Source organism: Alteromonas sp. ABH4_452, from assembly GCF_056311825.1.
Genome location: NZ_CM149973.1, coordinates 4,222,355 through 4,249,017, shown reverse-complemented (window position 1 = coordinate 4,249,017; position 26,663 = coordinate 4,222,355). Strand labels below are relative to the sequence as shown.

General features: G+C 44.9%; 19 protein-coding genes. 11 read left to right on the top strand and 8 right to left on the bottom strand.

What is annotated here, in order from left to right:
• Nucleotides 1-49: 49 nt before the first annotated feature.
• Nucleotides 50-2,911, bottom strand: a complete 2,862-nt coding sequence (rapA, locus tag ACYX4N_RS18185; RefSeq protein WP_476055030.1) for an RNA polymerase-associated protein RapA — start codon at nucleotides 2,909-2,911, stop codon at nucleotides 50-52.
• Between the two features lie 336 nt (nucleotides 2,912-3,247).
• Between rapA and ACYX4N_RS18180 the strand changes: the two genes are divergently transcribed.
• Entirely contained in the window at nucleotides 3,248-4,039 is a 792-nt protein-coding gene (locus ACYX4N_RS18180) for a DUF4019 domain-containing protein (RefSeq protein ID WP_476055029.1), read from the top strand.
• Nucleotide 4,040: 1 nt separating this feature from the next.
• Here ACYX4N_RS18180 and ACYX4N_RS18175 read toward each other — a convergent pair whose 3' ends face one another.
• Complete coding sequence (locus ACYX4N_RS18175) at nucleotides 4,041-5,339, bottom strand: gluzincin family metallopeptidase (protein ID WP_476055028.1); 1,299 nt, start codon at nucleotides 5,337-5,339, stop codon at nucleotides 4,041-4,043.
• 287 nt (nucleotides 5,340-5,626) lie between these two features.
• Here ACYX4N_RS18175 and ACYX4N_RS18170 point away from each other — a divergent pair, with 287 nt between their 5' ends.
• Entirely contained in the window at nucleotides 5,627-7,702 is a 2,076-nt protein-coding gene (locus tag ACYX4N_RS18170; RefSeq protein WP_476055027.1) for an extracellular solute-binding protein, read from the top strand.
• Nucleotides 7,703-8,009: 307 nt separating this feature from the next.
• Entirely contained in the window at nucleotides 8,010-9,407 is a 1,398-nt protein-coding gene (locus ACYX4N_RS18165) for a PhoH family protein (RefSeq protein ID WP_025256610.1), read from the top strand.
• A 113-nt stretch (nucleotides 9,408-9,520) separates the two neighbouring features.
• Here the strand turns inward: ACYX4N_RS18165 and ACYX4N_RS18160 are convergent, their stop codons facing one another.
• The 3 genes from ACYX4N_RS18160 to ACYX4N_RS18150 form a co-directional block, all read right to left on the bottom strand.
• Nucleotides 9,521-10,498 carry a hypothetical protein gene (locus ACYX4N_RS18160; protein WP_476055026.1) on the bottom strand — a complete coding sequence of 326 codons (978 nt, stop codon included), beginning with the start codon at nucleotides 10,496-10,498 and terminating at the stop codon, nucleotides 9,521-9,523.
• 272 nt (nucleotides 10,499-10,770) lie between these two features.
• Nucleotides 10,771-12,156, bottom strand: coding sequence for a siroheme synthase CysG (cysG, locus tag ACYX4N_RS18155; RefSeq protein WP_476056470.1), 1,386 nt, complete (start codon nucleotides 12,154-12,156; stop codon nucleotides 10,771-10,773).
• Nucleotides 12,157-12,286: 130 nt separating this feature from the next.
• A complete protein-coding gene (locus ACYX4N_RS18150; RefSeq protein WP_474853553.1) occupies nucleotides 12,287-14,077 on the bottom strand; it encodes a DEAD/DEAH box helicase in 1,791 nt (596 codons plus the stop codon).
• A 305-nt stretch (nucleotides 14,078-14,382) separates the two neighbouring features.
• On the opposite strand from ACYX4N_RS18150, the gene prsT reads away from it, so the two are divergent.
• Nucleotides 14,383-17,157: an XrtA/PEP-CTERM system TPR-repeat protein PrsT gene (gene prsT, locus ACYX4N_RS18145; protein WP_476055025.1), complete on the top strand. Its 2,775-nt coding sequence runs from the start codon at nucleotides 14,383-14,385 to the stop codon at nucleotides 17,155-17,157.
• 168 nt (nucleotides 17,158-17,325) lie between these two features.
• Here prsT and ACYX4N_RS18140 read toward each other — a convergent pair whose 3' ends face one another.
• On the bottom strand, nucleotides 17,326-18,162 hold the full coding sequence (locus ACYX4N_RS18140) for an ion transporter (protein WP_476055024.1): 837 nt from the start codon (nucleotides 18,160-18,162) through the stop codon (nucleotides 17,326-17,328).
• 188 nt (nucleotides 18,163-18,350) lie between these two features.
• On the opposite strand from ACYX4N_RS18140, the gene ACYX4N_RS18135 reads away from it, so the two are divergent.
• Entirely contained in the window at nucleotides 18,351-18,503 is a 153-nt protein-coding gene (locus tag ACYX4N_RS18135) for a hypothetical protein (RefSeq protein ID WP_474808806.1), read from the top strand.
• A 126-nt stretch (nucleotides 18,504-18,629) separates the two neighbouring features.
• On the opposite strand, the gene tolC is transcribed toward ACYX4N_RS18135, so the two are convergent.
• A complete protein-coding gene (gene tolC / locus ACYX4N_RS18130; RefSeq protein ID WP_476055023.1) occupies nucleotides 18,630-20,027 on the bottom strand; it encodes an outer membrane channel protein TolC in 1,398 nt (465 codons plus the stop codon).
• A gap of 296 nt (nucleotides 20,028-20,323) precedes the next feature.
• On the opposite strand from tolC, the gene nudF reads away from it, so the two are divergent.
• The 5 genes from nudF to parE all read left to right on the top strand — a co-directional run bounded on the left by nudF (nucleotide 20,324) and on the right by parE (nucleotide 24,863).
• Nucleotides 20,324-20,950 carry an ADP-ribose diphosphatase gene (gene nudF, locus ACYX4N_RS18125; RefSeq protein ID WP_476055022.1) on the top strand — a complete coding sequence of 209 codons (627 nt, stop codon included), beginning with the start codon at nucleotides 20,324-20,326 and terminating at the stop codon, nucleotides 20,948-20,950.
• The gene (locus tag ACYX4N_RS18120; RefSeq protein WP_476055021.1) at nucleotides 20,947-21,387 is read left to right on the top strand and encodes a DUF1249 domain-containing protein; all 441 of its coding nucleotides are present in this window, start codon (nucleotides 20,947-20,949) and stop codon (nucleotides 21,385-21,387) included. Before nudF ends, ACYX4N_RS18120 begins: the two co-directional genes overlap by 4 nt.
• A complete protein-coding gene (locus tag ACYX4N_RS18115; protein ID WP_476055020.1) occupies nucleotides 21,384-22,211 on the top strand; it encodes a metallophosphoesterase in 828 nt (275 codons plus the stop codon). Before ACYX4N_RS18120 ends, ACYX4N_RS18115 begins: the two co-directional genes overlap by 4 nt.
• Before the next feature lie 55 nt (nucleotides 22,212-22,266).
• Nucleotides 22,267-22,848, top strand: coding sequence for a YqiA/YcfP family alpha/beta fold hydrolase (locus tag ACYX4N_RS18110; protein ID WP_474808796.1), 582 nt, complete (start codon nucleotides 22,267-22,269; stop codon nucleotides 22,846-22,848).
• Nucleotides 22,849-22,967: 119 nt separating this feature from the next.
• Complete coding sequence (gene parE, locus ACYX4N_RS18105) at nucleotides 22,968-24,863, top strand: DNA topoisomerase IV subunit B (RefSeq protein WP_179982326.1); 1,896 nt, start codon at nucleotides 22,968-22,970, stop codon at nucleotides 24,861-24,863.
• Nucleotides 24,864-24,970: 107 nt separating this feature from the next.
• Here parE and ACYX4N_RS18100 read toward each other — a convergent pair whose 3' ends face one another.
• Entirely contained in the window at nucleotides 24,971-25,645 is a 675-nt protein-coding gene (locus ACYX4N_RS18100) for a hypothetical protein (RefSeq protein WP_476055019.1), read from the bottom strand.
• Between the two features lie 229 nt (nucleotides 25,646-25,874).
• On the opposite strand from ACYX4N_RS18100, the gene ACYX4N_RS18095 reads away from it, so the two are divergent.
• Nucleotides 25,875-26,579 (top strand): HAD family hydrolase, encoded by a 705-nt coding sequence (locus tag ACYX4N_RS18095; protein WP_476055018.1) that lies wholly within the window; start codon nucleotides 25,875-25,877, stop codon nucleotides 26,577-26,579.
• Nucleotides 26,580-26,663 lie beyond the last annotated feature (84 nt).

Genomic DNA, 26,663 nt, shown 5'->3' with positions numbered 1-26,663 from the left:
ATGTACTCGTTACTTCAACGTTGTTCTTTTAGTGCTTAACATTTTGCATTTACGGGTTGTTCACCACAATACGTATTGCGTCTAGCTGAACATCAGCTTCCTGAATGACCTTATCGAGCGCATTCATTTGCGTTTCAATAAATTCAATTTCGCTATCGCGCACAGCAGGGTTGCGCTTTTGAAGATCGCGCAAGCGCTGTATTTCATCATTCAATGTGCTATGCATATCGTTAAGGGCATCATGCTGCTTTTGGTTAGCCTCATGATGGGCAAGCTTACGTGCTTTCTCGATTGCAAGTTCAAGCGGCTGTTGCAGTGCTTTTAGAAGTTGAGAAGAAATTTTGCGGCCAATTTTACGCTTAACATCAAAACTTAAGTCAGAAGGATTGCCCTGCGCATCTAAACATACCCGCACAGGCGTTTGTGGCAAGAAACGGCCTAATTGAAGCGCTTTCGGCGCTTGTGCATGCAGCACGAAAAGGGTTTCTATCCAGTAGGCGCCCTTCGGCAAAGATGGCTCGGCAATAAAGCCCATGCTGCTTTTTCCGTGAACCTCGGTGAGTACTACATCAATAGCGGTATGTACTAGCGGGTGGTCCCAACTTAAAAACTGTACGTTTTCAAGCGTGGTGGCAACACGGCGCTTGTAAGTAACCGTCATGCCTTCTGGGTCAAGCCCTGGAAGCTGGCTTACCATGGATTCGGTTGGCATAAGAATAAAGCAGTCATTGCCTTTTTCGTCTTGCTGGACGCCGATAGCGTCAAATACACGGCCCATAAAGCGCGACAAATCTTGTTCGCTATCAAGGGTGATAATGTCTTCAAGCAGTTGCTCTACACGGCCTTCTCCAGAAGCATTAAGCTCAAGAAGTCGATCGCGACCGGCTTCAAGCTGTGCCACCAGCTGGCTATTTAGCGTAACACTCATGTTTACAAGCTCGTCACGGGCATTCATATCATTAGGGTGTAAGCAGGCACCAATAAGCAAAGGTTTAACGTCGTCAAACACACCAGAGCCGGTCGGACAGGTTTTCTCAAAGGCATTAAGCCCTTCGTGATACCAATCTAGTAAAACGTGCTGCGCGGTTTTCGCTAAATACGGCACGTGAATTTGTACGGTTTGGGTTTGGCCAATACGGTCAAGACGGCCAATACGCTGTTCAAGCAGATCTGGCGTAATAGGCAAGTCGAACAGAACCAAATGGTGAGCGAACTGGAAGTTACGGCCTTCACTGCCAATTTCACTACACAGTAGAATTTGTGCGCCGTCTTCTTCGTCAGCAAAGTAATGGGCCGCTTTATCGCGCTCTACGATGCTCATGCCTTCGTGGAATACACTGTGGCGTATGCCGGTTTGCGTGCGAATGACTTCGCCTAGTTCTTGTGCAGTACGAGCGCTGGCGCAAATAAGCAGAATTTTTTCTGGCTTAACGCTTTGCATAAAATCTAGCAACCACTCAACGCGAGGGTCGTGCTTAGTCCAGCTATTAACAACACTTGCCATACGCTCAGGGTATAGTGAATAGGTTAGGTCACCGCCGCTCACTGCCTCTGAATAAACCTCCGGCAACGCCAATTCATATGCACTTAGTTTACGCTCCGGAAAGCCTTCAATATTGGCGCGACGGTTTCTAAACAGCATGCGACCTGTACCGTGACAGTCGATAAGTTGATGCAGCAACGCATGACGATTTTCCGGCGAGTTTAGGTCTCCCGCATGTTCCATTACGTCAGGCGCAAATTCTGCGAGTTTGCTGCGCTGTTTGTCGTTCGGCTCGGCGTCTGAAAGTAATGGCGCTACCGCATCGGCGAGCTGGCTGTATTTCGATTCTTCATCTAAGAAAGCGTCGTAACTATGGAAGCGAGCCGGGTCGAGTAGGCGTAAGCGTGCAAAGTGGCTCTCGTGACCAAGTTGATCGGGCGTTGCGGTAAGTAGCAATACGCCAGGCGTTTGATTCGCTAGTGCTTCAACACATAGGTATTCGGCAGAAGGAGCCTCACTTGACCACGCAAGGTGGTGGGCTTCATCGACAACCATTAAATCCCAACCTGCGGCTTGAATTTGCTGCTGGCGTTTTTCGCTCATACTGAGAAAGTCGATACTGCAAAGTACCAGCTGGTCGTTTTCAAATGGATTCACAGCGCTCGCGTCAAACGTTTCGTCATCTTCTAGGCCTTCGCTCTTTTCTATAGCTTCGCAGCGACTCTCGTCGTAAATGGCGAAGGGAAGATTTACGCGGCGCAGCATCTCAACTAGCCATTGGTGCATGAGCGAGTCTGGAACCAAGATAAGCACGCGCTCTGCACGACCAGTTTTAAGCTGCTGGTGAATAATTAGCGCTGCTTCAATAGTTTTACCAAGCCCTACTTCATCAGCAAGCAATACGCGAGGCGCGTGTCTTCCGCCTACCTCTGACGCTATGTGTAGCTGGTGCGGGATAAGCGATATACGGGCACCGGCAAGGCCGATAGTACTTGAACGCAAATATTCGTATTGATGATCCAGGGCGCGTTCACGTAAGTCGAACCATTTCGGATTGTCTAGCTGCTGGCTGAACAGGCGCTTTTCAGGTTGGTTTAAGCGAATGTGGCTGTCTAGCATGGTTTCAGGTAAACGCACTTGAGCCTTGGTATCTTCCCGGAGCCCGTGATATATAAATAAACCTTGGCTTTCTTCTTTTTCAGTAATGGTCATTTCCCAGCCGTCTTGGCTTTTGACCGTTTCGCCAATTTCAAATATTAGTCGCGTAAGCGGTGCGTCCTGCTTTGTGTATTTTCGCGCTTCGCCTGTTGCCGGATACAACACTTCAACTGAACGGAAATCGTTACCGATAACCACGCCCAGCCCCAGCTCTATTTCGGTGTTGCTTAACCAACGCTGACCAACTAAAAATTGACTATCTGAACTCATAAATCACCAACCTGTTTTTCGGGGGGCGGTATTGTACGCATTGCGTTGTGATAAGTCATTAATACTAGCTTATTTGATTTACGGTTGCAGGTGGGGGACGTGATTGAGTAACTATGCCTCTGCGTCAATAAGACGATGAGCACGAGTAGTGCCTTCATTACTTCACAGCGAGAATGCTGGTTAGCAAAAGAATAAGAACGTTAACGTACCCATCAGGCTTGCTTTGTCACAGGGTTGACGTAAAACTGTCGTATCACTGACCATGGATATTTCTTACTGTTAACCGCGTTACGTTTTTAACGTATGTGAAGCGCAGCTAACAGGAGGAAGCGCGAGATGGATATGAAAGTAGACAGTCAAAAGCTTATACAACTTCGCAATGCTAAGGCGTGGAGTCAGCAGCATCTGGCAGATGTGTCCGGATTGAGTTTGCGTACTATTCAGCGAATTGAGAAAACACAATCTGCATCACACGATTCAATAGGCGCACTTGCTTCGGTTTTCGAAACGACGCCCGATGCGCTTTTAATGGGTGAACCCCTCGCCACTACAAGTCATGCTCAAGGGCAGCCAACCTCGCAAACTTCTACTGCGGGCGAGAATGCCGCAGCTCATCATGCAATTAAACAGCAGCTTGACCGGCCAACGTCGTTGAATCCCCAACATGTTCTTTGGATCACGCTAGCGCTCGCCATCAGTTTGTTTGTTGCTATTTATTATGCGCAAACGGTCAATGCGAACAATGGTAGCAAACAAGTAATTGAAGCTGGCAAGCCAGTTAATGTCAGTAGCGAAGTCCTTGAAGATGCAAAAAGCTGGTTGGAACTTATCGACAGCAGAGAATATGAACAAAGCTGGAAAGAGAGTGGGGCTATTTTTAGAAGCGGTATTTCAATAGCTAAATGGGCAGAGGCAATGCAGCTAGTCAGGGAGCCATTGGGTGTAGCGAAATCGAGGGAAATTGCGTTAGCGCAAGCGCCATCTTCACTGCCAGGATTGCCTCAAGGAAACTACCTAATTTTGTCTTTCACCACTGACTTTGATTCAAAAACCTCAATGAAAGTAGAGACCCTTTCCATGGTGGAAGTTGATGGCGAATACAAAGCAATAGGCTACTTCATTAAGTAGCCTACTCAGGTAACTGGTACAAAGTTTCAATCCCTTGAATGGCTCTGAGAGCATCATCGCTAGTTACATTGTTTATGGCGTCAATAAGTTCAGGTGCGTTATAAGGCTCAAGTAATGCTAAGAACGTCGCTGTGCCAGGCGGCATGCCACTATTCACTGCTTTTTGAAGTCGCTTCCATACGGTGAACAGCGACTCCTCACCTAGCGTTTTTTGCTGCACCACGCCATCGATGGCGCGGTGCATTATCATTCCGCACGAGTAATAAAGATTGAAGCGTCCGTTCTTATAAGCGTTGGCTAGCGTGCTTTGCGTTAAACCTTGCATGCAGCTTTCAAACGCGTGGGTTATACGCCTATCCACATAGCTATTGGCATCTTCATAAAGGTAGTTCATAGCTAGTGCCGCAAAGTAGTCGGCGCTACCTTCATGTAACCATGACTGTTCGTCATTCTTTGAGACGCCGTCGGTTTTACCTGGCTGATATAAATGTGCTGCTTCATGGGCAAAGAACCACAACGTCTTATTGGCAAAGTCGATATTCTCAGCGCGTTTGTCCAAGTCATTTCGGTTCCAGTGCATAAAAATTTGATTTGGCAGCGTGCCGCCTTGTGAGGAATGACCGTCAACCATGGCGTAAGAAGCAAATAGCATAGGTTTTTCGGTGGCAAGTGGGTTAAGAGAGTGAGAGAAATAAGCCATGATATTGGGCATGTCGTACTCAAGCTTCGCTTGTATGTTCTCAGGTAGGGCTGGGTCAATAAGAGCAACAGCGCTGTCTGTGATAATCGGTTGCTGTTTACCTACATAAACCTGTCTGCCATTATTTTTATCTACCCATGAGGCGCTGCCACTAACTACTTTTCCGTTTAAAACGATATGTTCGCCACTTGGCACTTTAAGGGTGATAGGCCATTCATTATGTTCATCTTCACAAGTATTAGCACAAGCAAACAGACGACCAGAATGAAAAGTATTGCCACCGTTCGAAAAGGGCGAAAACGGCGCATAGTCTTTGCCCAAGTGTTTGTAAGTGGGGGTGAGTACAAAAGAAACCTTAGAAATAGCTTTTCCTGTTTTAGAGCGCACAATTTCTTGTTGTGAAATGGTGTCGTAGGCAATCTCAATGTCACTACTTTTTGGTAGCCAGCGAGTGGTTCTAGAAGCGTCAGGGTTTCGGACGAATACTAGCTGTTGTGAAGGCTTATCAAGGGTATAACCTAGCTCCCAGGTAGAACCGTTCTCTGTCTGAATTTTTTCAATTACGGTGTCGACTTGACTAGCGAGGCTTACACCACTCATAAAGTTAGTGATTAACAACACTAGAAGGGTAAAAAAGGGGGGAGCTATAGTTCGTAGGGGAGGCATCAAAACTAAAAGGTCCTTTTTAAGTGTAGTGATAATGGCTTACTTTCGCGTATTACGACTGTAGCCAATATCAGCATTTACATGTACTTCCCGCAAGCGGCGTTAAAATAATGTAAACGAGGGCTGGCTAATTTAATGTTAGTTTATTCAGTGATAATAACGCACTTTTTGTTTTTCTCTGCTATTTAAACTTACAACTAATGAATACTGGAAACCATATAATGCCAAATTTAGCGGGTGATGTTGTTGACCTTTATACCCGTACGTCGATACCTAAAAAGGCGATAGGGTTGTACTTGCTATGTTTGGTTTCTCTACTTGGTACCAATTTCACCTATGCACGACCTATTACGCTTGCAACATCAGAGGTAAGCCCCTTTAGCGACAGCCAAGACGTGTCGAAAGGGTACGTGAATGAAATAGTGGTAAAAGCTTTTGAAGAGTTGGGCGAGCCGCTCAATGTAGAGCGTTACCCTCATGCCCGGGCTTTAATGTTGGCGAAAACGGGCGCATTAGACGGTGTATTTCCTGTTCATGACTACGAAGGTGTTAATGATGCATTTCTTCTATCTGATGCTATCCCAGCGGGAGCGAGTGGATTCCTAATTAGGACGAAAGACTTTAAAGGTAGCAGTGAAATACCTAATCTAGTTGAATGGCTCAAACGACAAAACTTGCGAGGAATTGGGTACCTCAGAGGCACAGTAGCGCCGCAATTTTTATCAAATGAAGCGTTTTTCAATATGTACCCGGGAAAGTCTACGGTTAATCTATTAGATTTACTTGGAAGAGAGAGAATTGATGTTTTATTCATTGATAAGTATAGCGCCAAGGAAGCATTAGTTAACGAGCGACCTAGCCTCAAAGGTGAGTTTATATTTATCCCTGGGAAGGAAGTGCAAAGCTCTTTTCATCTAGCGCTTTCGAAACAAAACCCTAAGTCTTCCAAGCTAATTGAGAAGTTCAACCTAGCGTTACAGAAACAAAAACAGAATGGGCTTTTGGCGCGCACACTCGAAAAGTATGGTGTATATAACACTTCACAAAACGAAGATGCATTAATTGTTGGCGCGCCAGATATTAATGCTGTTTTTAATGCAAAAGCATACCTGGATAAATACGGCTCCCCTCTATCACTGTCAAATATCCAATGGCGAATAATGGATGAAACCGTTTTACGCCGCCGATTGCTCGGTAATTTTTCAGTTAATGAAAATAGCTTTGATTTGGTACTAATTGGTAATTACGGGCTTCCTATTTGGGCGAAGCGGGATATTCTCGTTCCTTTTAACACGCATCCTGACGATTATGATATTGGTGATGTCATTCCTGCAGCTCTTAATGCAAACACAGTTAACGGTAAACTTTACGGGTTACCGTTTGTCGCTGAAACAACACTGACTTTCTACCGAAAGGACCTGCTTGATAAGTTTAATTTAAGCCTTCCCTCAGTGCTCACATATACCGACGTTAAGGAGCTAGCTCAACAAGTACATATGCCCGAAAAAGAAGTTTATGGCGTAGGGCTTAGAACGCGCGTGGGGTGGGGACAGAATATGGCATTAGTGAGTACCATGGCCAATACCTATGGGGCATCGTGGTTAGATGAAAAAATGCGACCTACCCTAGACAGCACGGCGTGGCTTGATGCAGTGAATATGTATGCTGACCTTGCAAAGAACGTTGGCCCCCCAAGAAATGAAGATATGGGGTGGCAAGAGAACCAAAAACTTTTTGCTCAAGGCAAGTTAGCGTTTTTCATTGATGCCTCTTCTTTAGGCGGCGCGCTATTTGATAAAAACTTCTCTAAGGTTACTCAATCCACTGGCGTTACTTATGCGCCGCTCGGAACGCAACAGAAAGGGGCGCAGTGGTTTTGGTCATGGAATTTTGCCGTTCCGAAACAATCGCGCTATGTGAAAGAGTCCCAGCGACTTGCGCATTTTTTAACATCAAAAACCTTTATTGATGACCTCAAGAAAGTCAGCGGTGAATACGCAGCCCCTTCAGGTACTAGGCACTCTACGTATTCAAGTGCTTATCAGCAAGTCGTGCCTTATGCTGCGTTTGAGCACCAAGCGTTGAAGTTACTTTCAAGCGATGAACCGAGTGAATCCATGATTGGAAGCCAGTTTATCCCTATCCCAGAGTTTACTGCTATTGGCTATGCAGTAGGGGCACAAGTCAATGACGTGGTTACCGGTAAAAAAAGCGTGAAGGCGGCATTAGAAAGCGCGCAGAATCAAACAGAGATAATTTTAGAGCGCGCTGGGTACTTCACGAACAAAGAGAACTAGCTTGTTAGCATTGCGTATGTGAAAAAAGACCAAGACGATTGCGCTTTACATTTGTTCTAAATGAAAATAAAAAAAGAAAAAACAGTGCTAAATCTTAAAAACTGGATTATGGTGGAATTAAGGGTTCGCTAATTCAACTGACGAACCTTTGAGGCAGAAAGTGTAGTACTGCTTCTCAGTCGACGCGAGTAGGGGAAGAAGTCCTGTTTCGAGCGGCATTCTCCTACAACCGTAACTGTAGCTTGTTAGTGCGCGGGTTCATAAATGAACTATACGCCTAACCTGGCTTTATTTACCGGAGTGAAGGATGCCAAAAAAAAATTCTACCGATACTAAGATTTACGTCCTCGATACCAATATTCTGCTGCACGAACCTCACGCTTTTCTCTCCTTTAAAGAACATGATGTTGTTATTCCAATGACCGTATTGGAAGAACTCGACTACATAAAAGACAGTAAGAAAGACGTGGCGCGCGATGCACGGGTATCCATTCGGGCGATGGAGGACTTACTCCACGACGCAACGCCAGAAGATATGCTTGCAGGTGTATCGATGGAAGGACTTGGCGCGGGGCAAACTGCGCCTACAGGTAGCCTATCTATCTTTGCTGATCTCAATATGGTCGAAGCCCAGCAAGTTTTTACCAGCAACGAGAACGACAACCGTATTATCAACGTTGCGCTGCACTTGCAAAAGACCTTTGCGCCGCAAAAAGTGGTGTTGGTAACCAAAGACTTAAACATGCGCCTTAAGGCAAAAGGGGCCGGCCTTGCTCATGTTGAGGACTATCGAACCGACCAGCTTATTACCGATATCAAATATTTATCTCGCGGGTTCCATACCTTTGAGGGAAATTTCTGGGACAGCGTAAAAAGTGTGGATAGTCGTAGTGAAGGTCGAGACACCATTCACACCATACCAAAATCCATGTTGCCCGAGGCGTATGTAAACGAGTTCTTACTCGATGAAACAAGGCAGTTTGCAGGCCTTGTTGAAGAGATCACCGACGATCATTTAGAGGTGCTCGATTTAGGTTACGAACGCTTAATGGGTCGCCATGCCTGGGGCATTACACCAAAAAATATAGGACAGGCAATGGCGCTTCACGCCTTGCTAGACCCGCATATTGATATGGTTATTCTTACAGGCCCTGCAGGCAGCGGTAAAACGTTACTTGCGCTAGCGGCAGCCCTTGAAATGGTGGTAGAGCGCAACATGTATGACAAAATCATTGTTACGCGAAGTACGCCAGAAATTGCTGAGTCTATTGGCTTCTTACCGGGGACAGAAGAAGAAAAGATGTTGCCTTGGTTGGCGGCGATTACTGACTCGCTTGAAGTACTTCACAAGCATGATGAAAATACGAAAGGCTCTATGAACTACATCATGGAAAAGGCCAATATCCAGTATAAGTCGGTAAACTTTATGCGAGGCCGAAGCATTCAAAATGCGATTGTGATATTGGATGAATCGCAGAACTTAACCGCGTCACAGCTTAAAACCATCATCACCCGTTGTGGTGAAGGAACTAAGCTCATTGTAGGTGGTAACTTGGCGCAAATAGACAGTAACTACTTAAGTGCTGTGACTTCGGGCCTGACCTATCTAGTTGAGAAATTTAAAGACTTCTCGGGCAGTGCCACCATTAATCTAGATGGCGTTGTAAGAAGTCGACTTGCTAGCTTTGCAGAAGAAAACCTTTAGCGAGTTACTCTTCCCAAGTATTTTATTTAAAGCGCCTTAATCAAAAAGGCGCTTTTTATTTTTACATTCAGTGAAGATATTTTCCCAATACACCAAGGATGAATTTGTTCCTTTTATTCGACAGTTTCCACTTGATAGCGCCCAGTGACAATGTGGCGTTCGGTATCTTCAGATACTTGTCCAAATGGAATGAGTGCTGGGCCAGTGGGGTCGTAGAGCACGTATGTGTCGCCCTCGTGCTCTATAGTTCTGTCATCGGCCATGGGCGTCAAGGCAATGCCGAGCAAGGCATGATTTGGTAAAAATACCATGATCATTTTGGTTGACGGTAAAAATGCGCGAACCATTGACGATGCCAATACTGCCTTACTATCGCAATCCCCAAGGTTTTGCATAAGCACGCTGACAGGCGGCGCATAGCCAGAACCATTACTTACTACTCTGTCTTCTAATGTGTCGTAAGGGATACTTTGAAGCCAACTAAGAAGTAGTGAAAAATATCCTCTGTAGTCTGACTGTACGTTCACCTTTTCATAAAACGCCTGCGATGCTGCTATTAAAGGCTTTACCGACTCGGCAACATATCGCACATGATCGGGTTTTATTGCCTGTTGATTAAACAAGGTAGTGAAGCGGGTAAAGTAATGATCTTGCAAGTACTTATCGTACTCTTGTTGCTGAATAGCTTTTAAATTATTGAGTATTTCTTCAACTTGCGCTTCGTCTGAGCCTGTAACCTGAATATCAATAGACTCTCGTTTGGGCGTTATCTTCACACGCGCAACTTTAGGGTCTATTTTTTTAGCTTCTTTGGTTAATGCAACAATAATATATCGCTGTGCTATTTTCGGTTTGTAGTTAGCTTGCTGAGAGGGGGCTTCTTTCAAGGCATTTTTAGATAACTCAAAAGAAATAGATTGTCGCGTGTTATCGTTATCTAGCCATTCGTAGCTAAAATTTACCCCCGTATCCGTGTTAACTTTGCTGTATTTAAGCTGTTCGCCATGTGCAGTAGTCACTAAACAAAGGCTAGAAAGCAGCATAAGCATGCTGGCTGATTTTAATGTGCAGAGCACGTGAAATTGAGACACGAATACATATCTTTTCAACGCATTTCTAATCGCTGTATGTGCACCGCCCTTCACATTGTTTACCACATCATTTCCCACATATTCATCACATTACTGAGTATGCTCACCTATATGTAAAAAACAAGTTTATGCTGAATTTGGTCTAAGGGGATTGAGAGACGAAGCCACGTTAAGGTGTTCTTTGGATAAAACGCAGCCTTCGGCTGCTAGAACAAATAAACCCCTCCGGAAAAAAGAGGGGTTTATCATCAATCTGAGGTGACTTATGTCGCCTATTCTTGAAACCAGTTCAACTCATCGTGAAGGCTTACTACGCTACCCACAATAATCAGTGTAGGTGGCTGAAGCTGCGCTTTTTCCTGCTTAACGACAATGTCTTCAAGTGTACCGGTTAACACCTGCTGCTTCTCAGTGGTGGCTGACTGAACCAGTGCTATTGGCGTTGAGGCATCAAGTCCGTGTTCAATCATTTTTTCACAAATGATAGGCAAACCGGTTAGCCCCATGTAAAACACAGCGGTTTGATTTTTTTGCGCAAGGGCAGGCCAATTAAGTTCTATAGTGCCGTTTTTTAAATGGCCGGTAGCAAACACCACAGACTGTGCATGATCTCTATGAGTAAGTGGAATGCCTGCATAGCTTGATGCGCCGCTTGCTGCAGTAATGCCGGGAACTACCTGAAACTCAATACCGTGCTGAATAAGAGTTTGAATTTCTTCTCCACCACGCCCAAATATAAAGGGGTCGCCGCCTTTTAAACGCACCACGCGATTACCTTTTTTCGCTTCATCAACCATCAGCTGATTAATATCGTCCTGAGGAAGCGTGTGATTGCTTTTAGCCTTACCTACATAGATTTTCTCCGCATCGCGACGCACAAGCTCAAGAATTTGTGGGGAAACTAAGCGGTCGTAAACAACAACGTCAGCTTTTTGCATTAAGCGAAGGGCGCGAAAGGTAAGAAGATCGGGGTCGCCTGGTCCTGCGCCAACCAAATAAACCTGACCTTCGACTTTTTTGTCTTCAGCGGCAGCTTGTAGTGCCAATTCAAACGCTTCATCAGCTTTTTGGTCTTGGCCTTTTTCAACCATTTCTGCAATGTCGCCATCAAGAACGTCCTCCCAAAAGTAGCGTCTTGCGGTTACACCATTAAGCGTCTGTTTTACTTTATCGCGGAATTTTTCAGAAAACGCACCCAGTCTACTTAAGTTAGCAGGTAATACCGTTTCTAACTTTTGGCGCAAATAACGCAGCAGAACTGGCGCAACACCGCCACTGCTCATAGCAATAATAATGGGAGAGCGGTCAACAATAGAAGGGGTAATAAATTGGCATAATGGCGTGTTATCTACCACATTAACCAATACTTTGTTGGCGCGAGCTAAGTCGTGAATATGCTGGTTAACATCGCCCTTGTCGGTGGCAATAAACACCATGTCTTTATGGGTAAGGTCGCTATTTTCAAACTCACGTTCAATCAGCGTGACTTTCTCATTTAACGCTAGTTGCTTAACCGTGTCACAAACCCAGGGTGCAACCACTGTAATGGTTGCAGGCGTCTTCATAATAAGCTCTAGCTTACGGGCTGCCACTTCACCGGCCCCAACAATAAGGACATTGAGTTTTCTAGCGTCTAGGAATAGCGGAAAGTAATCCATAAAGGTTTTCTTAGCTTTAAATACAAAAAAAAGAACTGACACTATTTTGCGCCAATTCTTTTTAATTAGAAAACAACGAAAACAGCCTTCATATTGCAATTAGTTATATAAAGGCTGAATGTGTTGCTATTTAGTTCTTACGCTTACGGTTTTCGCGGTCTCCGCGATTGCCTCGGTCTTCACGGTTGCCGCGAGGTGCTCTGTCGCCGCGATTACCACGATCGCCACGACCTTCTCGCTTAGCTGGTGGCGTATCAGACCACTCGCGAATATTTAAACGCTGACCAGCAACACGGGTGCCTTGAAGCGTATCGCGGGTTTCCTTAGGCATGCCATCTGGAAGGTCAACCGTGCTGAAGTTGTCATAAATTTCGATAGCGCCAATGTGCTTTGAGTTTATGTTTGCTTCGTTCGCAATAGCGCCTACGATATTGCCAGGCTTAGCGCCGTGAACATGACCTACTTCAATACGGAAGCGCTGCATGCCTTCTTCTGGCTTGCGGTTGCCACGTGGCACTCTTGGCTTTCTTTCGCGACCATCACGAGAGTTTCTATCACGGTTGTCGCGCGGAGGCTTGCTATTAATGTCTGGTCGATCTGATTCTTTAAGAATTAACGGCTCGTCGCCTTGCGCAATTTTAAGTAGCGCAGCCATGATGGTTTCAGGCGATGCCTCGTTTTCTTCTTTAATCATCTCAACAATAGGCATTAATGATTCAATGCTATCGTCTTGAGTTGCTTCGGCAACTGACTGCTTAAAGCGGCTTAAACGGGTCTCATTGATTTCGCTAATTGAAGGAATAGGCATCGCTTCAATAGGCTGCTTAGTGGTTTTCTCGATAGAGAACAACAAGCGCTTTTCACGGTGAGAGATAAATAAGATTGCATCACCTTGACGACCAGCACGACCGGTACGACCAATACGGTGTACATATGACTCACTGTCATACGGGATATCGTAGTTGATAACGTGGCTTACACGCTCAACGTCAAGACCACGGGCTACTACGTCAGTAGCTACAAGGATGTCGATCTTACCCTGTTTAAGCTTTTCAACAGTACGCTCACGGGCTGCCTGAGGAATATCTCCGTTTAGCGGCTCTACATCGTAACCACGCGCAGACAGTTTATCTGCTAATTCAACAGTAGCGGTTTTCGTACGTACGAAAATGATCATACCGTCGAACACTTCCACTTCCATGATGCGGGTTAGCGCTTCAAGTTTGTGGTGCGGTGCAATTTGGCAATAGCGCTGGCGAATAGTGCTAGCTGTACTTACTTTAGACGCAATTTTAACGTGCTTAGGGTCTTTTAAGTAACGCTGAGTAATTTTCTTAATTGGACCAGGCATAGTTGCCGAGAACAGCGCGGTTTGGCGCTCTTCTGGTGCGTGGCTAAGAATAAGTTCAACGTCATCAATAAAGCCCATGCGAAGCATTTCGTCAGCTTCATCTAACACTAAGAACTTAAGTTCGCTTAAGTCTAGTGTTTTGCGCTTTATATGGTCGATGATACGGCCTGGTGTACCCACAACCACTTGAACGCCGCGCTTAAGCTGGCGAATTTGGTTGTCGTACGACTGACCGCCGTATACTGGAAGTACTTTAATTTTTTGACTAAAGCTCGCATAAACCTGAAACGCCTCTGCAACCTGAATAGCTAGTTCACGGGTTGGGGCCAATACCAGTAATTGCGGCTTACGTTGCTCAGGATCGATATTTGCCAACATAGGCAGGGCAAACGCAGCGGTTTTTCCTGTCCCTGTCTGTGCCTGACCGAGTAAATCGTGTCCTTCTAGAATAAGAGGAATACTCTCAGCCTGAATAGGAGACGGTTTCTCGTAGCCAACTTTTTCAAGGGCTTGTAAGATTGGTTCTGGTAAATTGAGGTCTTTAAATGTCATGTCGACAGTTGTTGTCATTAAGGGTCCTGGTGCATTAAGTAAGGAGGGTGCGGCATACGACTAAACCGTACTTTTTCGGTTTATTATCGCAAGACGCTATACAGCGTTGAACTGGCCTGTCCGGCGAGTTAATGAAGCGTATTCTTAGCGTATTTCGCGATATGCTTGCCAGCAGTGTTGCAAAAAACAGTATTATATTCGAATAATGGACAGGTTGCCACGAAATTGCACAAATTCGATGAAATAATAAGCAGTTTGGTCAGTGCTTTTGACAAAGAGCAGGAATGTGACGACAAAAATCTGAGGAAGGGCAAGGAATTACAATGACAAAGCAGAGAACTAATACATTAATTAAACGCACCACGTTAGCCGTTATGTTAACCAGTGCACTTTTGTCAGGGTGTAGCGAGAAGTCGATGGAAAGCCATTTGGCTGATGCACGAAACTATGCCTCTCAACAGCAGCTTGATGCCGCCATCGTTGAATACAAAAACGCTATTCAAAAGGGGCCTAATGCGGCAGAGCCTCGCTTCGAGCTAGGAAAACTGTATCTACAGCAAAACAATTATGCGGCCGCAGAAAAAGAACTTAACAAGGCAATGGATTTAGGCCATCCCGTGAGCCAAGTTATTCCATTGTTATCTGTGGCCTATCAACAGTCAGGAGCAGAAAACGCCCTCGCTGAAGTAGATTATCGCGCAGAAGGAATGACCGCGGTTGAATCAGCAGAAGTGGGATTTTATAAGCTTCAAGCCCTTATGCAACTTGGTAAAAATGAAGAGGCGCAAGCGCTTCTAGCCGATCTTTCCACCCTAGATACCAGTTCGGTTTACAAAGGCCTTATTGATAGTTACGCCTTTGTGCTAGAAAACGATATGGAAGGCGCATTAGCCGCAACAGAAGCCTTGCGTGAGCAAGCGCCAACCAACAAAGACGTATTGCAACAGCTTGCCAAAATTTACCTGCAAAATGGCGAACCTGAAAAAGCCGCAGAGGTATACGGCGTTTATGTTAGCCAGTTTCCAGATGACGTTACCAGTAAATTTGCGTATGCGGCGCTTCTTATTGAAATAAGAGATCTAGATAAAGCTCAGCCTATTGTCGATGATTTGTTGGTGCTAAACGAAAACCATCCGCTGCTAAATACTTTCAAAGGCATTATTGAGTCGGCCAACGAAAATTACGCGAAAGCCCTTGAGCACCTAGAAATTGCCGTTCAAAACGGTAGGAGCGATCAGGTTGTGCGTTTGGTTGCGGGTTTTAGTGCGTATCAAATTCAAGACTTCGAAGCGGCCCAGCGCCACTTAACCATGGTGGCGTCTAGTTTGCCTGATAATCACCCTGGTCTTCGAATGCTGGCAGACAGCATGCTTCAACTGGGTGAAAACGATGAGGCGCTTGAAGTGTTAGCAAGAGTCGAAGGTGAGCAGGGTGTTGATGCGGCGTTGTTTTCGAAAGCCAGTTACCAATTGCTTAGAGAAGGCAACGTCGTTGGCGCTCAGCAGATGGTAGAAAAATCAGAAGGGGTCAGCACTACAGCCGAAGACTTATCTCGATTAGGTGTGTTACAGCTTTCATTAAACGACATTGATGGATTAGTAAATCTTGAACAGGCGGTTGAGCAAGCGCCTGAGTCTGTCACCTCACAAGCAACCTTACTGCGCGCCTACATAGCGACTAACCAACTCGATAAGGCGAAAAGTGCGGCAAAAGAGTGGCATGAAGCGTCGCCACAGACTGCCGCTCCCTTAATTTACTTGGGAAACATTGCAACGGCAGAAGGCGCTTATCAAGAAGCGGCGCAGTACTTAGACAAAGCGAGTGAGCTTAGCGACGCTGGTAACGAGGTTACGTACTCAAGAGCTAAATTGCTTGTTGCCGAGGGCAAGAAAGAAAATGCAGTTGCGTTTATTCGCGCTTTTATCGACGAGAACCCTGCTGACGTCCAAGCACTGGCTCTGTGGTTTGCGTTGGCAATGGAAAGTGGTGATGCCGACGACGTAGTTAAGCATACCCAAGCACAGTTTAATGCCAATAAGGGCAATATTAACCTGCGCCTTTTACTCGCAAGAATGTATTCGCTTAATAACCAGCTAGATAAAACTGTTTCGCTTTTAGCTGATGTGAAAGGTGATGAGTCATCGCCTCAGACCTTTTGGAATCTAAAAGGTCAGGCACTTATTGCTACTAATAACGTAAAAGATGCAACGACCTTCTTTGATCGCTGGTTATCATTTTACCCACAAGATAAAAATGCGGTATTGGGTAAGCTGCTTATCGTCGACTCTCAAAAGCAATTCAAGCAAGGGTTAGAGCTAACGAACAAGGTGTTGTCTAAGCGCCCAGACGCCCAACTAACGCTTTTGAAAGCATATTTTCATAGCCGTCTTGGTCAATCAAAACCGGCATGGGAGATCATCAATAATGTCTCTGACGAGGTTAAGGGATTGCCGTTTGTAAGGGGCGTTATTGCACGTTTACATCTTATAGATAAAGCGCCAGAGCAGGCCGTTGACCACGCAAAGGCGGCTTATGATGCCACTTCAAACTCAGACAATGCTTTGCTGCTTGTTGCCGCCCTGGAGATGTCAGGTAAAAAAGAGCAAGCGTTTAGTTTTCTACAAAAGCACGTAAATGCGCACAATAACGATGTACAAAGTGCAATGCTGTTAGCTGAGCGTCAAATTGGTAATGATAGAGCCGCAGCCATCGAAACCTACGAGCTTATACTTACTAAAACGCCTGATAATTTTGTAGTGCTTAACAACCTGGCGTATTTAGCCTTTGAAGATAAAGACCTTCAGCGAGCTGAAGAGCTAGCGAAAAAAGCAGTATCGCTGCAGCGTGAAAATGCTGATGCTGTAGACACATTAGCGCAGATTTATATCGCTAAAGGTGAGAAAGAAGAAGCGCTAACCCTGTATGAGCAAATATCAACAGGCCCCATTGCTAGCGATGAAGTGTATTTAAATCACGTAGCTTTGTTGCTTGAACTCGATAAAAAGGCCTTAGCGAAGCGACGCCTAGCAAGTAGGGAGTTCACCTCTGAAGCTGCAAAGCAAAGAGTAGAAAGCCTAAAGCAGCAATACGGCGTGTAAGGTGTTTTAATAAAGGTTTTAGCTATTTATCTAACGCTGTTAGTTTTCTTTAGTAACAAAAACTGAAATGAAAGAAGGCCACTTATCGTGGCCTTCTCTTTATGGTTGCCTGCCTGTCTGCTTGGGTAGCTTCTGATTTACTACCTGTGTCTAGACAGCCTCTGGCAGTTATTCTCTGCTATTTTGTGACGCGACCTGCGCTTTTAGCTCTCGCAACTCTTTGAGCACATCATGCAGCGTAGGTTCGATATTGCCTTGTGCAATTTGCTCTTCAAGTAAGGCAGCTTCTTTTTCTGCTCTAGCCTTTTCGTTTTCTCTTTCCATCACATTTACCACAATGCCTATGACCATATTGAGGAAGGCAAACGCGGTAAAGAAGATAAAGGTTAAGTAAAAAATCCAGCTGAGTGAGTACACTTCTTGAGTTTCGTACATCACATCTGTCCAATCTTCGAAGGTCATGATCCTAAAGAGTGTCAGCATAGAAATAGTGATATCGCCCCACAGCACCGGATTAATATTTTCAAATAATGTGCTGCCTACCGCTGCGTATATATAGAAAATGATAAACATCAGCAGCATGACATAGCCTAGCTGAGGGAGAGCTTTCACTAGAGAAACAAGTAATATTCGAAGCTCTGGGATGATTGAAATCATACGAAGCACGCGGAAGACCCGCACTAAACGCGCAATCAGCGCAAGTTCAGTGTCGTCTGCCGGGATTAGACTGATAACTACAATGAGGGTATCAAACCAGTTCCAGAAACTTTTGAAAAAGTAACGCTTTTGCTTTTCCGCTAAAAAGCGAATTGTGATTTCAGTTAGAAAGAAAGCGCTGATAAACCAGTCTAAAAACAACGTAATAGATGACATGCCGGTAGGTAGTTCATAGGTCTTCGCACCGACTAATAGCGCCGATATCACGATGACGCTGATAACAAAGGCTTCAAACCATTTATTTGCTCTTATGCGCTCAAATTTATTTTGTAGTTCAGAGGCTTGCATTTTTATTTATCACTCAAGAAAAAAACAATAAACCAAGAGGCTTGTCGTAAGCTTACTTGGCGTTATACTAAAGTTGTTGTTCGCACACTTTATGCGCCCAAATGTAGGGGCAAAAAGGCGACTTTAAAGCCTTAAACCCGGCAAAAACAACATCACTAAAAATAGAGACAAATCTAAAGGGCATAATCATGGATGATGAGTTACAGCTGTTGCAAGAGAAATTACGCGTCGTTTCAATGCGTTTATCTAATTTTGTAATGACTAAACAAAACGCTGAAGCATTATGTGATGAATATCGGCAGTTGTTGGGCGCATTAAAGAAGTTCTCTTGCGCAAAATAGCGAGTAGATATTCCAGCTAAACCTCAAATCACCAATTTTCAAATACGGGAGTAGGCACAAAAAAGGGCAGCCAGTCGCCACCCTCTTTATGTCGCACTCAAATGCTTACTTAGCGGTATAAAAAACCTATTGGTCGTTATTGCTCTCGACCGGCTGAAGACCGCGGTTGATCATAGCCACATCTTCACCTGTAAGGGTTCCCGCCGCTTGCTTAAGTGTAATCACAGACTGAATGAAGTCATAGCGAGCACCAGCAAGGTTACGACGCGCATCAAACAGGTTACGTGTGCTATCAAGTACATCAACGATAGTACGTGTACCTACATCAAATCCAGCTTCTGTTGCTTTAAGGGCGCTGTCTGCTGATACAACAGACTGCTCTAGAGCGCGAATAGTAGAGATAGACGCTTTTACGTTGTTAAACGAGCTACGAACTGACTGAACAGTTTGACGGTACGTCTGCTCAGCAACTTGGCTTGCTGCTACATAGTTGTACTTCGCTTGCGATGTTTGCGCGCTTACACTGCCACCTTGGTAAATAGGTACACTCAATGTCACGCCAATAGACTGACTGTTTAAGTACGGCGTTTCATAACCAAATGGGGTCGTTGAGCCATCGTCATTAAGAATTTCAGCGTCTACATCGTCTTTCGAACGGCCATAGCTGCCTGACAAAGATAACGTTGGCAAGTGACCCGAACGTGCAATAGCAATGTCTTCTTTCGCCACGTCCATAGCTAAGCGGTCTACCAACAATGCAAGGTTTTTGTCTTGGGCGGTTTCTAACCAGCTATCTACGGTTTCAGGTACCGGCATTGTGGCCGAGAAATTATCTTTGTTTAATCCGTAAAGGCGGTCGTGGTATTTACCCGTAATCACGCGCAGCGCTTCAAGGGCAAATTCCAGTTCGTTTTTAGCCTGGATTTCCTGAGCGACTGTGCTGTCGTAGTTTGCTTGTGCTTCATGCACGTCAGTAATTGCAGTAAGACCCACTTCGAAACGTTGACGGGTTTGTTCAAGTTGACGTTCAATCGCACGTTTTTCTGAACCTACAAACTCTACGTTGTCGCGGGCGCGCAATACGTCAAAATAAGCAGTAACTGTACGTACAATTACATCCTGCATGCTTGCTGCAAGCTGCGCATCGCTTTGTTCAGCAATTTTTTCAGCGCGATCTAAGCCCAGCCAGTTAGCGTGGTCATACAACGACATCGAAAGTGTTAACCCGTAGTCAATGGTGTCTACTTCTGTATCTGTCGTGAATACCTGAAGGCCATTGTCACCGGCAGCCTGTTGAAAGCGTTCGGAATCTGACATGGTGTAGCCCACAGAGCCAGAGATTTGCGGTAGTAGGCTTGCGCGGCTAATACTAATTCCTTCAAACGCAGCATCACGTTGCGCTTTCGCTTGGTTTACCAATGGATCGTTTGCCAGTGCTTGTTGATATACCTGTAGTAGGTCATCGGCTAGTGCACCAGTTGTCATCGAAACACCGATAACCAGCGACAGAAGTGTTCGTTTCATGCTTACGTCTTCCTGTTGTGTTCAAGTTGCGTCGTCATTTATTCGTTAAGACGACTTATTAAAACCAAGTGTATGAAAATTCAACCACAAACCGAAAGTCCAAACTCGTAACAGTATTCGATTAACTGTAACAGAATATGTGATCTACCCACGCAATTTTTATAGTAATAGACGACTTGTAATATGAGTTTTCTGTTATTCGTACACACTCAACATCGCATTTTTCATGCGTATACATGGTTGGTGTGTAAATGTACTATGTATGATAAATCTATTTGAACCATAAGTGTCAGCAAATGAGCAAGGAATTCCTTTCATTTACCTCAAATGACGTCGAAATTACCGACATTAAGCCAGTGTATCGTGGTTTCTTTACCATGAATCAGTATCAATTTAAGCACAAGTGTTTCAATGGAGAATGGAGCGACACGGTTACACGCGAAATTTTTGAACGCGGCCATGCGGTGGGCGTTTTGCCCTACGATCCTATTCTGCAAGAATTCGTGCTAATTGAGCAAGTTAGAATTGGGGCGTTAGCTACATCTTCAAGCCCTTGGTTAATAGAAATTATCGCAGGCATGATAGATAAAGGTGAGACTCCAGAAAATGTATGCCATAGAGAGTCCATGGAAGAGGCGGGAATAAAGTTACAAAACTTGACTAAGGCCCTAAGCTACTTATCAAGTCCAGGTGGAACTACGGAAAGATTACATATATTTATAGCAAAGACTGATGCTAACTTGGCAAAAGGAATTCACGGGCTTGAAAGCGAGTCTGAGGATATCAAAGTGCATCGCGTAAAAGAGAATACTGCTCTTGAATGGTTGGAAAATGGCCATATAGACAACGCCGCAGCAGTAATTGCGCTACAATGGTTCTTTATGCATAAAACACAACTTCTGGAGCAGTGGCAGACATCGTGACACAACGCAATCAACGAAAATACATCCCTCATCTTCCATCAATCCAGGCGCTTTGCGAACTGAACTATGCTTATGTTCTTAAAATGCTACCTGACTGCGATACGGAAGACTTGAGTTATGAATTTTCCGTTGGCGTGGGATTGGCCTATGAGATTAGAATAGTGGACTCTGCTCGCTACACCAGTACGCTAAGCATCAAGCAAACTACTAAAGACATGCCGTCGTACCTAACGCCAAGTATGACGGTTCGCCTATATCATGATGCGCGCATGGCTGAAGTGATAAACAGCCAAAATACAGGGGCCCTTGAGCCTTCTTACGAATACCCTAATTTGAAGATGCGCCAGCGCAACGAAAAGCATATGGTAAATATCTTTTTAGCTGAGTGGCTAAACTTTTGCCTGCAACATTCAACAAACGTTACCTCTGAAGCGTGATATCACTAATACAGATAAGTGATTGCCACTTATTTAAGGATAAAGACAAGACTGGTTACGCAGGTATAGCGCCTTATCATTCATTGACGCGAGTGCTTGTCGCTGTTCGAGAGGACCTTACTGATATTGCTGACTCAAAAAAACAGAGCGCTAATCAAGGCAACAACGGGCAAGAACAGAAAGTGATAGTGTTGGTTACTGGTGATATCAGCGGCGATAACTCCCCCGAAAGCTATCAACATTTTACCGCATTGATGGAGCAATACATCGAGCCAGAAAATGTAGACTGGTTCGTTCTTGCTGGAAATCACGACAATAATCCGCATTTCGAAAGCTATCTTGGCAGCCGTCACTTACAAAGCACCAACCCGATAAGCTTTTCAAACTGGCAAATACACGGTATGGATACCCGCGCTTCAGGCAATATGCACACGGCGGCGGGCGAAGTAAAAAGCGGCGATTTAATTGCGTTAAAGCAATCGCTAGATGCATCTTCGCACGTTAATCATCTTGTTGCGCTTCATCACCATATATTGCCTTCGAAAAGCTGGATGGATAAACATTTTTTGGCTAATGCGCAGCACCTTGAATTGCTTATTAATGAATATCCGCAAATAAAGGCGTTTATTCACGGTCATATTCATTCGCCATTGCGCCAAGAAATAGGAACGAATAGCACGCCTTCTTACGGGAGCCCTTCTACCTGCTGGCAGTGGCAAATGCGTGCTGAATTCGGTGTAAGCGAAGACTCACCTGGGTATCAGCTGATTAACTTAATGGATAATGGAACGGTAGACGTTAGGGTTGCCGAGGTCTGGGTTTGAAATAGTCTAAAATACAGAGAACAACACAGTAGAGAGCAACATAGTAGAGAACAGTATGCAGCACATCTTATATCTCCATGGCTTTTTGAGCTCGCCGAAGTCCATCAAGGCCCAAGCCACTAAACAATATTTTGAGCAGCATCACTCAAACGTCACCTTACATATTCCTGAACTGTCTAACTTTCCAAGTAAAGTTGAAAGTCAGCTGCTTGAGCTAATTGATAGCACCCCGGCACTGCTTGAAAACGGGCTTAAGCTGATTGGTAGCTCAATGGGCGGCTATCTCTCTACCTTTTTACTTGAGAAGTTCGGTGGTAAAGCCGTATTAATAAATCCAGCGGTACGCCCCTATGAACTGCTGCAAAACTTCATAGGCTCTCATGAGAACCCATACAGCAGAGAAAAATTTGAGATAGTAGAAAGCGATATGGGGGTGATAAAAGCCTTAGAGGCTGCTTCAATTAAACAGCCATCTAGTTACAAAGTGCTGCTTCAAACTGAAGATGAAACCCTAGACTATCGCTTGGCTGCAGAGAAGTACCAGAAAAGTCACTTACTTATTGAAGAGGGTGGTGATCACAGCTTTGTTGGTTACGAAAACCACTTACCTGCTATCGCAGAGTTTTTGCTAAAATAAGCGCATTGCCAGTCTTTACTAGCCCTGCTAACATCAAATATACGCCGTGCAGTGCTGTAATTACTGACAGTAGTGCGTGCTTTCTTTCCTTATCGCTGGCTTAAATAACAACCATAACTATGTCAAATCAATATAATTCAGAAGCTATCGAGGTTTTAAACGGCCTTGACCCCGTAAAACGCCGTCCTGGTATGTATACCGACACCACCCGCCCAAATCATTTAGGGCAGGAAGTCATCGATAACAGTGTGGATGAAGCGCTCGCCGGCCATGCCTCTAATATCAAAGTTATTTTGCATGAAGACCAATCGTTAGAAGTTATCGACGATGGTCGTGGTATGCCGGTGGATATACACCCTGAAGAGGGAATATCAGGCGTAGAGCTTATATTATGTAAGCTTCACGCAGGCGGTAAGTTTTCAAATAAAAACTACGCCTTCTCTGGTGGTCTTCACGGGGTGGGGATCTCGGTAGTTAATGCGCTTTCAACCCGCGTAGAAGTGACAATTCGACGAGACAGTAACGTATACCAAATCGCCTTTGAAAACGGCGACAAGGTAGAAGATTTACAGGTTATCGATACTTGCGGCAAGCGCAACACAGGTACCCGTGTTCATTTTTGGCCCGACCCGCAATATTTTGATTCTGCAAAGTTCTCGGTTAGCCGTCTTGTTCATAATTTGCGTGCCAAAGCGGTATTAAGCCCTGGCTTACGCATTCGCTTTGACAACAAAATTACCAAAGAAAGCCAAGAATGGTATTACGAAGACGGTCTGAAAGACTATCTTTACCAAGCGGTGGAAGAGTTCGAAACTTTACCGTCAGATACGCCATTTGTAGGTACGTTCAGTGGCAATACGGAAGCCGCGGATTGGGCTGTGATGTGGCTGCCCGAAGGTGGTGATTTGGTCACCGAGAGCTACGTTAACCTTATTCCTACCGCGCAAGGTGGTACACACGTTAACGGATTGCGCCAAGGCTTACTGGAGTCGATGCGGGAGTTTTGCGAATTTAGAAACTTAATGCCCCGTGGCGTTAAGCTATCGCCGGATGATATTTGGGACCGCTGCGCCTATATCCTTTCAACTAAAATGCAGGACCCTCAGTTCGCCGGTCAAACCAAAGAGCGTTTATCTTCACGTCAGGCCAGTGCATTTGTATCGGGTGTGGTGAAAGACGCATTTAGTTTATGGCTAAACCAGCACACTGAAATTGCTGAAGCGCTGGCTGAAATGTGTATTAACAATGCACAGCGTCGTCTTCGACAGGTGAAAAAAGTCGCCCGTAAAAAGGTTACCCAAGGCCCTGCACTACCGGGTAAATTAACTGACTGCTCGTCACAAGATATCTCTTACTCTGAGTTGTTTTTAGTAGAGGGAGACTCGGCAGGTGGCTCGGCTAAACAAGCGCGTGACCGAGAGTTTCAGGCGATAATGCCTCTGCGCGGTAAAATCTTAAATAGCTGGGAAGTCGACTCTTCTCAGGTGCTGGCATCACAGGAAATTCACGATATTTCTGTGGCGCTCGGTATAGATCCAGATTCAACAGACCTGTCTGGTTTACGCTACGGTAAAATTTGTATTCTTGCCGATGCTGACTCGGATGGGCTACACATTGCAACCTTGCTATGTGCACTCTTTGTACGTCATTTCAGAACCTTAGTAGAGCAAGGCCATGTGTATGTCGCTATGCCGCCGCTATTTAGAATAGATGTAGGCAAAGAAGTGTATTACGCCTTAGATGAGGGTGAAAAGCAGGGGATTCTGGATCGTATTGAAGCGGAAAAGAAACGCGGAAAAGTGAACGTACAGCGCTTCAAAGGCTTGGGTGAAATGAACCCGCTACAGCTTCGTGAAACGACCATGGACCCGAACACCCGTCGACTTGTTCAGCTGACTATTGAAGATGCTGAAGAGATGATGGAGCTAATGGATATGCTGCTTGCTAAGAAGCGTTCTGGCGATCGTAAAACGTGGCTTGAAAGCAAAGGGAATATGGCAGAAGTTGCGCTATAGCGCACAGCTCTAGCGCTTGTAATAGCTAACGCGCAGAATAAACGTCGATGCTTTAAAAGTTAGTCAAAAAGCAAAAAGTCAAAAAGTGAATAGAAAACGCCGAGAGTCTATCCTGAAACATGGAGTTCTCGGCGTTTTAGTTTGTGCATCTGCAATAAAATACTGCCACGCATTATGACACTGGTGCCGTTTAAGATGAGTAGCGGCCAGCTTTGGCTTAACGGCATTGTTAAGCCAAACATTAAGGTGCTAACGTCTTTAATCAAGATGTTTCGAAATAACGCAAAGGACAGCGAGCCTACTTTTTGTCTACGCTGCAACACAAGCCACTGATGCAGCGAACCTTGAAATAATATGACGGTGACTACCAGCATCAACGTGTTTGCGCCAAGTTGCGCAAGCGTTGGGAAGGGGCGAAAAGCGATGGAAAGGGTACCACCAACTAGCGCAAGCACAGCAATAGCGGCAACGTAGCCTGAAATAGTAGTGCGCCTATGTTGCCATATTTTCCAAATTATTATGAGCGTAAGAATGAGCGCGCCAAAACGCGTCCAAACCAAGTAATGGTTAAAAGGCTCGACCGAAATACCGAATAGGAAAATAGAGAAAAACGCAAAATAGCTAGATCCAAACTGGTTTAGCGACAGGCTGTGGTTCGCATCGCTTTGCTCGCTCGCAACGGACACTTGATGGTGCGTCATAGCTTTAATTTGTGACCATAAGCCTAACCATGTTAGTAAAAAAAGCGCGGCACTGGCAAAGCCTAAAATGTGGTAAAGCACGCAGTTAGCTCCACGTAAAAAATTTTCAAACTGGTGAGAGGCTCTCAGTGTATCACAGGAGTGGCTGGCCTAGTCTCTGCATCATTCGTCATTGGTAATGACTACGTTGTTTCACCTTCTCGAAATGAAATAACAGACAATAGACAGGATGATATCGGTTTTTCAGTGCCGATAGCGTTCTATGTATTCTCAACACCGAAATTTAGTTTTAATAGCAAGGAGGTTCATTTTGGCATTGCATTCAGTTTCTTCATCTACACGCCAGTTAGCGGTGAGCGATAACACCACAACGCTGTTATTTGACCACGATGGCACTCTGATTGACTCAGAAACCGTACATTTCGACCTTTGGAAAGACATTTTATTGAAATATGATGTTGAGCTAAGCAAGGATTTTTATTGCGAAGTAATGGCAGGGATACCGGTAAAGCAAAATGCAGTGGACTTAGTTGAGCATTTTAATATTGATATAGAACCGCAGTTGCTGGCTCAGCAGAAACATAAAAGCGTGAGCGACTACCTCGACAAGCAAGCTTTTCCTTTGATGCCATTTGCTAGGGAGACCATTACACAATGTGCAGACAAGGGATTTACTATTGGTATTGTGACCGGGGGAAGTAAAAAGGCAGTAGAAAAAACGTTATCTCAATATGAGTTGAGTGATTATATTTCCTGTGTGGTGGCCGTAGAGGACGTAGAAAACAGTAAGCCCTCCCCAGATTGTTATGCCCTTGCAATGGATAAGCTAGGTAAATCGCCTAGCGAGTGTGTAGCCATTGAAGACACGCAAACCGGCATGACAGCGGCACTTGAGGCAAAGTTGGCTTGTATTGTAATACCTACAGACTTATCGCAGCATCACGATTTGTCCCGTGCTACTGTGCGTTACGATAGCTTGAAAGAGTGGAGCGATAGTGAGCTCAAGACACGTTGATTAATAAAGATACGTTAATTAAAAAGGTTATATACGACCAACTTGTCATTCCACTTGTCACTGGTGGCGCAATAATTGATAACG

What these genes read in the sequence shown, in the direction of transcription:
- rapA (WP_476055030.1), bottom strand. Translation starts at nt 2,911, where the DNA reads ATGAGTTCAGATAGTCAATTTTTAGTTGGTCAGCGTTGGTTAAGCAAC.
- ACYX4N_RS18180 (WP_476055029.1), top strand. Translation starts at nt 3,248, where the DNA reads ATGGATATGAAAGTAGACAGTCAAAAGCTTATACAACTTCGCAATGCT.
- ACYX4N_RS18175 (WP_476055028.1), bottom strand. Translation starts at nt 5,339, where the DNA reads ATGAGTGGTGTAAGCCTCGCTAGTCAAGTCGACACCGTAATTGAAAAA.
- ACYX4N_RS18170 (WP_476055027.1), top strand. Translation starts at nt 5,627, where the DNA reads ATGCCAAATTTAGCGGGTGATGTTGTTGACCTTTATACCCGTACGTCG.
- ACYX4N_RS18165 (WP_025256610.1), top strand. Translation starts at nt 8,010, where the DNA reads ATGCCAAAAAAAAATTCTACCGATACTAAGATTTACGTCCTCGATACC.
- cysG (WP_476056470.1), bottom strand. Translation starts at nt 12,156, where the DNA reads ATGGATTACTTTCCGCTATTCCTAGACGCTAGAAAACTCAATGTCCTT.
- ACYX4N_RS18150 (WP_474853553.1), bottom strand. Translation starts at nt 14,077, where the DNA reads ATGACAACAACTGTCGACATGACATTTAAAGACCTCAATTTACCAGAA.
- prsT (WP_476055025.1), top strand. Translation starts at nt 14,383, where the DNA reads ATGACAAAGCAGAGAACTAATACATTAATTAAACGCACCACGTTAGCC.
- ACYX4N_RS18140 (WP_476055024.1), bottom strand. Translation starts at nt 18,162, where the DNA reads ATGCAAGCCTCTGAACTACAAAATAAATTTGAGCGCATAAGAGCAAAT.
- ACYX4N_RS18135 (WP_474808806.1), top strand. Translation starts at nt 18,351, where the DNA reads ATGGATGATGAGTTACAGCTGTTGCAAGAGAAATTACGCGTCGTTTCA.
- tolC (WP_476055023.1), bottom strand. Translation starts at nt 20,027, where the DNA reads ATGAAACGAACACTTCTGTCGCTGGTTATCGGTGTTTCGATGACAACT.
- nudF (WP_476055022.1), top strand. Translation starts at nt 20,324, where the DNA reads ATGAGCAAGGAATTCCTTTCATTTACCTCAAATGACGTCGAAATTACC.
- ACYX4N_RS18110 (WP_474808796.1), top strand. Translation starts at nt 22,267, where the DNA reads ATGCAGCACATCTTATATCTCCATGGCTTTTTGAGCTCGCCGAAGTCC.
- parE (WP_179982326.1), top strand. Translation starts at nt 22,968, where the DNA reads ATGTCAAATCAATATAATTCAGAAGCTATCGAGGTTTTAAACGGCCTT.